Source organism: Vibrio sp. 10N.247.310.23, from assembly GCF_041467155.1.
In the GTDB taxonomy this organism is placed as follows: domain Bacteria; phylum Pseudomonadota; class Gammaproteobacteria; order Enterobacterales; family Vibrionaceae; genus Vibrio; species Vibrio crassostreae_C.
Window position 1 is genome coordinate 1 of the sequence record NZ_JBFSTZ010000050.1, and the last position, 11,095, is coordinate 11,095.

12 protein-coding genes and 2 pseudogenes are annotated in these 11,095 nt (G+C 42.5%); 2 read left to right on the forward strand and 12 right to left on the reverse strand.

The annotated features are described in order from the left end of the window. Positions 1-92: 92 nt before the first annotated feature. Entirely contained in the window at positions 93-449 is a 357-nt protein-coding gene (locus AB6D93_RS22935) for a hypothetical protein (RefSeq protein ID WP_102333047.1), read from the reverse strand. A 795-nt stretch (positions 450-1,244) separates the two neighbouring features. On the opposite strand from AB6D93_RS22935, the pseudogene AB6D93_RS22940 reads away from it, so the two are divergent. Further along, positions 1,245-1,346: pseudogene (locus AB6D93_RS22940) on the forward strand (IS5 family transposase); the annotation flags it as partial. A gap of 77 nt (positions 1,347-1,423) precedes the next feature. Here the strand turns inward: AB6D93_RS22940 and AB6D93_RS22945 are convergent. The 5 genes from AB6D93_RS22945 to radC form a co-directional block, all read right to left on the reverse strand. Continuing rightward, the gene (locus AB6D93_RS22945) at positions 1,424-2,371 is read right to left on the reverse strand and encodes an Rpn family recombination-promoting nuclease/putative transposase (protein ID WP_102333044.1); all 948 of its coding nucleotides are present in this window, start codon (positions 2,369-2,371) and stop codon (positions 1,424-1,426) included. Between the two features lie 390 nt (positions 2,372-2,761). Further along, positions 2,762-3,634 carry an alpha/beta fold hydrolase gene (locus AB6D93_RS22950; RefSeq protein WP_102333043.1) on the reverse strand — a complete coding sequence of 291 codons (873 nt, stop codon included), beginning with the start codon at positions 3,632-3,634 and terminating at the stop codon, positions 2,762-2,764. 16 nt (positions 3,635-3,650) lie between these two features. Further along, complete coding sequence (locus tag AB6D93_RS22955) at positions 3,651-4,160, reverse strand: GNAT family N-acetyltransferase (RefSeq protein WP_102333042.1); 510 nt, start codon at positions 4,158-4,160, stop codon at positions 3,651-3,653. 3 nt (positions 4,161-4,163) lie between these two features. Continuing rightward, on the reverse strand, positions 4,164-5,336 hold the full coding sequence (locus tag AB6D93_RS22960) for a MerR family transcriptional regulator (RefSeq protein WP_102333041.1): 1,173 nt from the start codon (positions 5,334-5,336) through the stop codon (positions 4,164-4,166). 381 nt (positions 5,337-5,717) lie between these two features. Further along, complete coding sequence (gene radC / locus AB6D93_RS22965) at positions 5,718-6,203, reverse strand: DNA repair protein RadC (protein WP_102333040.1); 486 nt, start codon at positions 6,201-6,203, stop codon at positions 5,718-5,720. Positions 6,204-6,311: 108 nt separating this feature from the next. Here radC and AB6D93_RS22970 point away from each other — a divergent pair, with 108 nt between their 5' ends. Further along, positions 6,312-6,461: a hypothetical protein gene (locus AB6D93_RS22970; protein ID WP_154724059.1), complete on the forward strand. Its 150-nt coding sequence runs from the start codon at positions 6,312-6,314 to the stop codon at positions 6,459-6,461. 299 nt (positions 6,462-6,760) lie between these two features. Here the strand turns inward: AB6D93_RS22970 and AB6D93_RS22975 are convergent, their stop codons facing one another. The 6 genes and pseudogenes from AB6D93_RS22975 to AB6D93_RS23000 all read right to left on the reverse strand — a co-directional run. Then, positions 6,761-7,042, reverse strand: coding sequence for a hypothetical protein (locus AB6D93_RS22975; RefSeq protein ID WP_372159209.1), 282 nt, complete (start codon positions 7,040-7,042; stop codon positions 6,761-6,763). Positions 7,043-7,086: 44 nt separating this feature from the next. Beyond that, on the reverse strand, positions 7,087-7,596 hold the full coding sequence (locus tag AB6D93_RS22980; RefSeq protein ID WP_102333038.1) for a hypothetical protein: 510 nt from the start codon (positions 7,594-7,596) through the stop codon (positions 7,087-7,089). A 489-nt stretch (positions 7,597-8,085) separates the two neighbouring features. After that, complete coding sequence (locus AB6D93_RS22985; RefSeq protein ID WP_372050199.1) at positions 8,086-8,292, reverse strand: hypothetical protein; 207 nt, start codon at positions 8,290-8,292, stop codon at positions 8,086-8,088. A 63-nt stretch (positions 8,293-8,355) separates the two neighbouring features. Next, positions 8,356-9,126, reverse strand: a pseudogene (locus tag AB6D93_RS22990) (EAL domain-containing protein); the annotation flags it as partial. 21 nt (positions 9,127-9,147) lie between these two features. Beyond that, positions 9,148-10,515 (reverse strand): PAS domain S-box protein, encoded by a 1,368-nt coding sequence (locus AB6D93_RS22995; RefSeq protein WP_102333035.1) that lies wholly within the window; start codon positions 10,513-10,515, stop codon positions 9,148-9,150. A gap of 287 nt (positions 10,516-10,802) precedes the next feature. Then, positions 10,803-11,095, reverse strand: a 293-nt coding sequence (locus tag AB6D93_RS23000) for a lytic transglycosylase domain-containing protein (RefSeq protein ID WP_372127312.1), incomplete at its 5' end; no start/stop codon positions are given.

The following is an 11,095-nucleotide window of genomic DNA, read 5'->3' on the forward strand; positions in this document are numbered from 1 at the left end:
CTCATTAAATGCTTGCGTTTGTTTGGCTTGAATATAGTGAGAGAGATATTTCATGACTTACTCCTTACGTTAATACAAAAATATCCCAGTAATTAAAACTGGCAAGGGTGAAACGAAAAGAGGGATCTCGAAGGGGTTGATACATCCTTCACAATAAAATTGTCAATTAAGTCCCCTATTTTAAAGTGGTGTAAGATACTCTTCTCAACCTCAGCCAGAGTGGATGAGTAGAACTTAGAATCACGCGGAGTAAATCCCGCGATTTTGAGTTCAGCTAAGGTAATGTCGCTACACGGCGTAAGAAAAAAGCCGGGCGCGTATTCCTCTGTACGCTGAGGAATACGCAGTAAAGAGATATCATTTTTTGGTGAGCTTTCGTGCCCAGCGGCGAAATGCTGGTCGCTGAGCATCAATGTAGAGAGAGTTGGGGTTGAGTTTTGTTGTGCCATGAGGAGTTTCCTTTCTGTTTGAGTATCACTTTTATGGAGCCGCTTGGCTGACCAGACCTCAAACAGGGTTCTTCTCTGCAGGGGCGCGCAGCGTTTATTTACCCTTGTAGAGAAGGTTCTGATTGAGGATGGTGAACAGCCTGCGAGCACCATCAAGAGATGCGAGTCGAAAGGAAAATCGGCACATAAGAAAACAAGCCCTTACTCGACCTTAATTGAAGCCAGTGAAAGGCAATAAGGAGGCACGACGAAGCGCAGCTACGCAGTAGCGGAGGCGTTGGATGATTGTTCGCAGGCACTTGATGTCACATCGAGCTTAATCGATATCAGTGGCATAAGTTATCGCGAGAGGGGTGAAGCGACGGAATGAGCCAACCGAAGGGAGAACGCCCAATATTTAAGTTTAATACGTACTTTATAGGTTGATTGGCGTTAGAAAAAGAACCGTCCGTACTCAATCTTCAAAGGTAAGCGTTCGAAGGCGGTTCAAGTCAAATATAGCAATAAATCTAAAGGGCTGTTCGCCGTCTAGCCATTAACTCAATTAGCCCCCACCTTTTTGGTCAGGGAGAGTGAAAAGTGGAAAGTGGAAAGTGAAAAAGATTGATGCAAAGAAACGCAGAACATAGCAAAAGCGACACTTAGCTGTTCATGTCGATATACTCGAAACCATGAGTGTGGAAGTCAGTTTTGTTGCGCCATGAGGTTCTGAAAAAGAAAGGTTTACCTCATTGAGAGCACCTCGAAAGAATGCAAGGCGTTGGGAAGAGAGTTACTCAATAAATGAAGCGGAAAAGCGCTAAAGCGAGTTTGATATATTACAACGCTCAAATAGGTGAAATGATAGTAAATGTCAAAACTATGAACAAAATTATAGCTCTAGGTATGCCAGTTAGAAGCCCACGGTTAGCCATAAACGATGTAGCTTTGTCTCCAGGCAGATTTTATCAACACAACCCTTTATGCTTGAGCGGCTAATGAGAAAGTTGTGCTAGTTCGTCTGTATTCAATCCCGTGACATCCATAATGGTTTGTTGATCTAGACCATTAAGCAGCATCTTACGCGCCATCTCCTTGAGTGCTTCTTGGCGACCTTTTTCCTCACCTAATTGTATACCTTCTTGGCGCCCTTCTTGGCGCCCTTCTTGGCGGCCACGTTGCTCGCCTTGTTGGCGCAATTGTTCTGCAATAGTCATAAGTGTTTCCTCGTGTTTCGGTACTGATGAGACCAGTGACGTAATTAACGCTTCTAGGTTATTCGTTTCACCCACTTGGAGTAGGTAGCTCATCAATGACTGTACTTGCTTATCTGTAGTGTAATCGGTTAAGAGCAATGTGACCAGAGGCTCAAAGAAATCCATGATATCACGATGCCTTGCGTGCTTTTGTACAAGCTCAAGTAACGCGATGCGGCGATGCTGCATTATCTCATCATCGGAGATGACCGTAACATCGACCAATGGAAAATCTTGAGTATAGAGAGCCTTAGCCATCTTAGGGTTAGCAAACCCTTTTAACCAATTCATTTCATATGGGTAGGGCGAGACTTGGCCATGGTAAAACTGCAAAGGTATCACCAAGGGTAAGTGCTCATGACCCGCTTCAATATGCTGTTGCATGGCAGCGATAGCGTAACGCATCAGTCTGAACGCCATGTGTTTATCTGGTCGACTCTGGTGCTCGATTAACGCGTAGACGTACCCTTCCCCCTGAGACGTTGTGAGAGAATAAAGAACATCCGAATAATAAGGCCGTAAACTTTCTTCAATAAAGCTGCCTGATTCGAGCTTTAAGGTCGTCAAATCACAGATTTCACGCAGCTCAGCAGGTAGGTGAATATCCAATAAGTCCTTAGCGGTTTCAGGATGAGTGAGAAACTGCTTAAAGAGCGCATCATGTGGCGTTGGCGTGGTCTTTTTCATACCGTTACCTTAACACTAAATAAGTCAAATCAGTACTAGGATAAAAATTCTGCACCACGTTGGTTTCTTTCTACACATCAATTTAGTTCATTTACTCTAAGTGATCTTTGCCCCTTTATGAGTTGATGAGATTTTCAGCCGATACATTTTAACCCTAAACTTACAGGTTCCCCCGCGTGGCAGAGAGTAAACGAGCGATGCACGAAAACTCCCAGAACTGTGCAGAAAGGGTATCTTCGTATCCAAATGTTTAGAGTGCATAGTTATGCAAAACTGCTTGAAGTCATATGCCAGAAATAGAAAAATGAGTTAGAGAATTCACTCTAACTCATGCAGTTCAGGTAAAGAAAAGTAACTTGAAGTCGGTAGGAACTAACCTAATTGATCAAACTACTTAACAGACTTAACAGCTTCAAAAAGGATCTTGTTGAACTCATGAGGTTTTTCTAGCATCGGAAAATGTCCAGATTCCTCAATGTAATAAATGCTGTAATCTTTGATATGTTTCTTGTTTTCTGCTGAGTTAGTTGGCCATAATCGAGCGTTCACTAGCACAACTGGCACGTTGATACTCTCATAGACGCGATATGACTCACCACTTACATATTGGCCTAAATAATTACGAAACTGATTAATCGCGATATCTTTAGGGGCTGACGCCATATCTTCTTTAACCCAATAGAGTAACTCTGGTTCTACGCTCTTCGGTAATGAGTCTTTTACAAATGCCGCAATTCCGCTTTGAAAATCGTCTTCAAAAGGCTTCGTCATCAGGTCAAGATCATCTTGTGAGAACTTTAATGCCACATTTTGTGAGGTATCAACACCAATAACGCCAATAACTTTGTTCGGCATTAACTTCGCAGCTTCTGCGATGACTCCACCACCCATAGAGTGTCCAACCAAGATGGCAGAATCTATACCTTCTTTCTCAATGACTGCTTTAATATCATTTGCGAAAGAGACCATGGTGTACTCTTCACGATTGAATGACGAATTTCCATGACCAGCTAAATCAATAGTAATAACTTGGTATTCTTCTGAAAAATAACCGATTTGATTTTGCCAGAGCCTGCTATCCAGACTCCAACCGTGAATAAATATTAGTGATGTTTTGCCACTCCCGTTAACGCTATATGCAATTTTTTCAGCGTCATTTGATATAGCAATACCAAATTTAGATGCTGGGTTATTCTCTAAAGCATTCGCGCCATTTAATGACATGCATAGCAGAAATGTAACGGTCAGAATAAAACGTTTCATAATTTCTCTTTACTTCTTAGTTGTTAAAGAAAGCAGAGTGATAAGCAACTTCGCCAGTCGGAATATTGTTGGCTAGCGATATAGCTAGGAAATACTCTGATGGGACACCTGGAAATGTAAGGTTTGGCTGTGACTCAAAGCCAAATCGGCCATAATATTTTGGTTCGCCGAGTAACACTACACCCTCAATACCTTGTGTTTTAAGTTGTGATAACCCTTCACGAATAAGTGCACCACCGATACCTTCACCTTGACGCTCTGGCATCACTGATACTGGGCCTAAGCCATACCAAACAGACTCCTCGCCATTAATAAGAATCGGTGAAAAGGCAATATGACCAATGATGCCAGTTTGATCTTCACAAACTAGAGATAGTGATAATACTTTTGCATCACGTAGTTTATTGACGATCAAGTGTTCTGTTGGTTTAGCACCTGGTTCATGGTGTGGATGGTTCTCAAACGCTCGATAAATAAGTGTTTCAATTTCTGTAATGTCTGAGTGATTTTCAGCTCTAATTTTCATGTTTTAACCTTTGTTTTTTAGTACAAATACTTGGTAACCATATTGACCTGAGTATTGCTCGTGTATCTGTAGTTCTTTGCGTAAATCATTGAGTGTATTAGAAGAAAAATCTTCATCTTCGACCTGAGTGATCTTTTGACTCAATGGATCCAGATAGTTGCGCCACGACTGTTCACTCTGTGTAAAGCTCTCTATAACCTCATAGCCTGCTTTCATCATCTCTTTGATTCGTTGCTCGCTCGTCGCCATGTCTGGATAGTTTTGTTGCCAAAACTCTATGGCTTCGGCATCTGGGTTATCGGTCAGCCAAACCAAGTCACTAATAACTAAGTAGCCATTACTCTTAAGAAATGGTTTCCAACCTTTGAGTGCCTGCTTGACTCCCATGATATAAGCACTGCCTTCTGACCAGAGCACATCAAATTGCCCCCGATCAAATGGCATCGCTGTCATGCTGTCACAAATCGTTGTTACTCGATGTTCAAGAGAATGGTCTTTAACCTTCTCTTTAAGGCAGCTTAGGCAGTACTCATCGTTATCGAGTGCCGTTAAATTGAAGGCTGAATTTTTTGCCAGCAAAGTGGTTGTGACTCCTTTTCCACAGCCAATTTCTAGCGCATCGCCCGACCTAATAGGTAAAGAGCGTAATGCTTTGAGAGAGTCACCTTCATCACCAGGCCCCAGCCGATCTAACCCTTGAAAAATAGCTTCAAAATCAGCCATGTATTGTTCATGTTCATTCATATCTTTCGAAATCCACTTTAGCCTCAAGGCATTCTTTTCACTGAAGCCTTGTTTCATTAACCATTCTAGATGTGCTGACGGAGCTTCTTTTTCCATTGACTGGTGCCACTCCTTCATAGAGTTCATGCCAAGCATTGAGGAAAGAAGCTCTCTTGCTTTTTGTTTTTGGGCGATTTCTTCATCCAATACATTAAGCCTATGGAGTAGCAGCTCTCTGTCGATTTGAGCCTTTAAGCATGCTTGGCACTCTTTTAGGGTTAGTCCGCCAGCTTGTAGTTGCTGTAATAGTTTTACACGTTGAACATCTTTGTCTGTATAGCAGCGATACCCATTGCTTTGTCGTTTGGCTGAAATCAAACCAAGCTTCTCGTAGTAGAGCAAAGTGGAGCGGCTCAATCCAACTTTTTGTGCCAATTCAGAAATACGGTACATGGGGTTTCCTCTCATCTATGAGCGAACTATAAACTATGAAGCTTTAGACAGGTCAACATTTATTTTGGCAGAAACTTGAAAATAATCTTGGTATTCAGAATGGTTTCGAATAGCGGTCAGAATCACCATACCAGCTTAATTTTGCATGAAATCGGCATTTATACGCACACACTCACTTGGAATTCTTGTTGCGCAACGGAAGGAACTGTCCATTTCCTTGCAAATAAATCACCGCTATATACGGTGGTCGTTGACGTTTTGGGACATGAAAAGTTATCTGAAGGGTAGATTCTGCCCGAAGATCGTAAAACATCTTTATCCAAAAATGTGTTGAAGGGTAGTCTCCTACCCTATTTCAATCAGCGGCCATAAGCCGCTTTTTTAAATCCAGCCTCGCTCAGAAAAAGACACCACACACTCAAATGAAACCACAAAGTGGTCCAGTACTCGGATATCAACCAATGCCAACGCATCCGTCAGTTGACGGGTAATGCGTCGGTCAGCTTGACTTGGGGTGGCGTCGCCACTTGGGTGGTTATGATAGAGAATAACCGCACTCGCGTTCGTGGCCAGCGACGCTTTCACGACTTCACGCGGATAGACCGAAGCGGCATTAACGGTACCGTAGAACATCTCTTTGGTGCGCAACACTCGATGTTGATTATCGAGGAAGATAATCCCAAACACTTCAGACTCACAAGCGGCCAAGGACGTTTGGCAGAACGATTTCACCAATTCAGGCGAGGTTAATGGCGTTTGTTCTGAAATAAACAGTTTGGATTTGAGAATGCTTGCGGCCTGGTCAAGGATGCCCTTTTCTTCTGATGTGAATAACGAAACATTTGAGTATTGAACACGTGCTGACATGATATTTCCTTTCGGTCTTGGTGAGCGTCTGACTGTCCGTACCCAGTTGCAGGTTCTGTAGCGCAAGGGCGCGCAGCGGCGAAGCCTCCCTGGCGCGAGGGTTCTCAAATGGGACGGTTTAAAGGAAGTCGCGACAACAAGCCAAAAGGACAGCCTAAGCCAGTACCTCAGCCCAAAGCACGTCGCCCAGTTAGAAAGGCCCCTTCCCCACCAAGAGGGCGCCCTGCTGGTTACTCGACTTACGCCACTCGATATTAATGCCGGCTCGTGACAAGCGTTTTTCCCGGTTTACTTAACTGGGTAATAACACACCGAATGTTCGCATCCCCCTCAACCAAGGACTCCCCCTCCGACGCCGCGCTCATATTTGTCACAAAAGGGCCTCAACACGCACACTCGATAACCTTTGTCACTTAAGGCAAGACCGAACAAGGCGTTGCTCGTCGAAAAACATAACCCGTTTGAATGCCGCTAACGGCTAGAATATCGAAACAAAATCCAGACACACTAATGACCTTCTCTTATGAGTGTTTGTGACGTTACACAATAAGCAGACTTCAGTCGTCATACAGAGAAGAGAGTAAAGCCTTTGCCGACTCGCGATGCTCGGAGGTGGTTTCTATCGTCCTTTCTGCTTTTTTTGCGTAGGCGTAGTCTTCTCGCATCTGCTTAATGGTGGTAGTGTTATCACACACACTGATACTCACCCCCTTCCCTCGGTTGCCTTCCTCTAGTATTAACGAGTCGGTATACCCAAACTCATTCACCAAAATCTCATGAATTTTGACAGCCTTAACCGTGGATTCAAAGTCAGTTGAATTCACCCAAATCACGTGCATGGAAATGTCAGCGGATACTGTAGAACGAACAACCATATGACCCCCTAAGCCCCAAAACGCACATCAAAACAAAACCCTGAGCACTTAAACGTACCCTCCCCAGTGGTCACAAAGCGCAACGCTGGAAACACAGACCCGTAAGTGGTGTACAGAATGATGTGATCCGCTCGCTCATGAAGAAACCATTCCCCAAAGCCAGCGCCATTTAATTCGATGAAAAAGTCACGGATTTCATGGAAAGCAAAACGACGTGACACCAATTGCGGAAACTGCTGCTTGATAGCGTCAACGAACCCTTGGTCTTTTAACGCGGCGATATCAGCCAGTTGCTCTGGCGACTGACGACGACTGAACATTTTCAAACGCTGGATTTTGGAAAGAAAATCAGACTTTCTTTTCGTCTCATCACGACACTTTTTGATTTGATAGCGCAACTTCAATACCGCCAAAGGACTAGAGATATCATTTTTTGGTGAGCTTTCGTGCCCCAGCGGCGAAACGCTGGTCGATGAATTTGAATTAGGGAGAGTTGGGGTTGAGTTTTGTTGCGCCATGAGAGTTTCCTTTCTGTTTGAGTATCACTTTTCGGAGCCGCTTGGCTGTCCGCTCTCTCAATATCGTTCTGCTTTGCAAGGGCGCGCAGCGGCGAAGCCTCCCTTGAAAAACAGGTTGTGGGGAGAGACGGTTAACAGCCCGCGAGCCCGAAAGTGAGGCGAGTGAAAGAAATCAGCGCAAAAGAAAACAAGCCCTTATTCGAACTTATTCAAAGACAGAGAGATCAACGAGGAGGGAACGACAAGGCGCTAAGGCTCTTAGGACAGTCAGGGCCTAGCCCGCAGGGTGCCCCTAAAGGCAACATAAGAATCGTGATAAAGACACGTTTAAAGTGTTTGTCTTTAAAATGAGAACAGGCTCAGATGTGTGAACAAAACTCTCGCGTTTCATGTAGACCAATATTGGAAGTTAAGTCCGCGCCAAGGTTCTTTAAAATGGCTACTCATCAAATCAAAGCTAATGGGCGTAATAAAAAAGCGAAAACGTACTTATTGTGCATTCAAATAATGGATCATATTAACAGTGTCAATCATACCCACATAGTCTCCAGAATCGTTGATGACAACCCAAGGCAAAGGAATATGGTTCCGAATTTTCTCATGGATTTCGCTCGCGTTTATTGTTTCGTGAACACAGGTAATCAATGGTTCCATCATCGCACTCACCACTTTATCCAAAGAACGATACTCTTGCATCGTTTCTCGGTCAGTGCCGAGTGTGGGCGTAGCATGGAGATTGTATTTTTCCTTGGTTAGGACGCCCACACACTGCTTATCAATGATTACGGGTAAAACATGAACCGAATTACGGTCAAATAAGGCTTTGACCTCTCTTAAGGTGTGAGTGGGAGATAACAAAGGAGGAGTAGTAAATAACACCACGTCTTGAATTTCTGGCTCGACCAAGTCACGGAGCTCCTCTCTATCGTTGATTTCAGCTGAGAGGAGTTTAACTGGTAGGGGTTTTGCGAAATAAAACCCTTGTAAATAGTCCACTTTAAGGTCTTTTAATATATTAACTTCTTTAATACTTTCAACACCTTCAGCCACCACTTCTACTCCTAAAGTATGAGCAAGTTGCGTAATCATTTTAACGATGTAGTAATTATGAGAGCCGAAAACGAGATTAATAATAAAATCCCGGTCGATTTTAAGTACATCGAAGTTACCATCTTTCAAGTAGGAGAAAGAAGAATATCCAGTACCAAAGTCATCAATAGCTATCTTTACCCCTTTTTTACGTAGCTCAAACAGCAGATCACTGTTCTTGTTTTCATTGCTAAAGTAGGCTGACTCTGTGAGCTCTACGGTAACATAAGGGAGATGCTTACGATGTTTTCTGAAAAGCGACATCAAGTCTTTGAAGAGGGACTTCACTGGTTTATCTGAGTTCAAAGACACATTAATGGTGATCTCGACTTCATTGCCATATAGTTTAACCAGTTGATTTCGTTGCTCCATGGCTTTATCTGCTACGGCCAAATCTAACTCAGAAACGAGACCCATATCTTCTGCAATCTGTATCATTTCCTGAGTCTCTAGGTGCTCGCCTTAGCTGTCTGTAAATCGACACAATGCTTCGAGTTTACAGACTTTAAAACTTTTGGTTGAAATAATAGGTTGAAAGAAAACCTGCATAGCCTTTGCCTTAACCGAATACCTCACTATTTCTTCTAACACCTCGCGTCGTTTGACTTTCTCATGAAGGTTTCGGTTATAAAAGCATATGTTATTATTAGAAGTATGCCTTTCATACATCGCTTGTAAAGAGTGAGATATCATCTTGTGTGCATTATTCGCATCCAATCCAAGTACTGATACACCAATAGTGCCTCCCATACTTCGTTGATATACTTCTTTGTCCATTCTTGTTTTGATTTTCTTAAAGCGTTCTCGAATCGCTTCGAAGATAGAAAGCGAGTGAGGTTTAGCTTTGTCATGCTTATAAATGATGGCAATTGTAAACACAGTCTTTTTAATAAAGCCTGCCGTACAGTCACTTTCATGGTACGCGAGCGCGCTTGCAAGTTGTTTTTTTTCATCAAACTCCAATGTTTCATCAAACTTTGGTACAAAGGACAGTAGTAACATCCCTTCGCTATCTTTTAGTTCAGCCTGTCCATTTTGTACCTTAGCCAAAAATTCTTCTTCACCGGGCAGTTGAGTCAATAACTCAATACCGCCATGTTCAATACCAGCAACGCGGTAGAGTTTACTCGATAAATCTAAGGTAACCCCCAAGTAATAGGTGTTGCCTTTTAGAGACTCTAACTTCTGGATGAGTAGCTCTTGAGGCTTGACGTTCCCGGATTTGGCTTTACTTAAAATGAGACCGCTCCAATAATCGTGTTGGATAATTTCCTTCCACATGTTGCTAAAGAACGGTGCTCCGTGCTTGCCAGCATTGAAAATAGACGTCTTTTTACCAAGAAGCTCCTCTACTTTATAACCGGTTGATTTCTCAAAGTAACTATTGTAGGCAACAATACGGGTGTGTTTGTCCGTCACCACAATAACGTGATGGTGATTTTCAAATATTTGATAAAAAAAGGACGATAAGTCTTGTTGAGTTGGAGACAAGAGCATAGGCATTATCATACCTGCGATCAGATTTTCAGTGATTTTTTTTACGGATACTAAACTCAGGTTAACGTTAGAGCCTCGCGTGACTATGAATGCTTTAATGGGATCTGGCTCCTCCCCTCTTTTTACTTGTAAGAGCATCTCAGAGACTCGGGCTTTATTAGAAGGTGAAAACAGATCTAGAAAATGTTCGATAGCAGTCACGGTGCATGTGACCCCCAAGACTTCTTGTAGATCACATGCATCGATAGTTAAATTATTGGTATTCACTTGCCACGTAAAAGAAATCTCCCTTTTTTGATGAAATTGGACAAATTCATTTTTAACTAACTGCATAGTTGAGGCCCATGTGGTTAACGGTTTACTACTTAAAACTATAGAAGATTTTTAACTATTTTCCTTTTAATTTAAGGATATGGTGTTATTCATGAACGTGGCAGGTTGATTATTGAAGAGTACAAACAAGGCAGTCATAGAGCGTTAAACATCTTAGCGAACAACGGAAATAAATATGATACTTATCACAAATTTTCATGAGCGATTATTAGTCACGAAATAGTTAAATAAGCTTGACGTTTTCTCTCCTATTGCTGTCCACTGACGTAACTTCATATTCATTAAAGCTAGGCGAAAACAGTTGTTTGTGTGCATCTCAATACATTTGGGCTAGCAAAGTTAGAGCTTAATACCCACGCTCCTAATGAAACATTAAAACAAGGTTCGTAGACATTGGTTTCATTGACATTAAATTCAGCCAGTCGAGGAAACCAACTAGAGTTAATTTGCATGAGTTCAAAATCACGACTGGTTACTTGACCTTTTTTATTTTGGTTTTCGTTATAAGCATTAGGATCAAGACTACTTTCAACTTGTGCTATCGATCGCAGCAAATCTGGATCAACATTATAATGTTGTC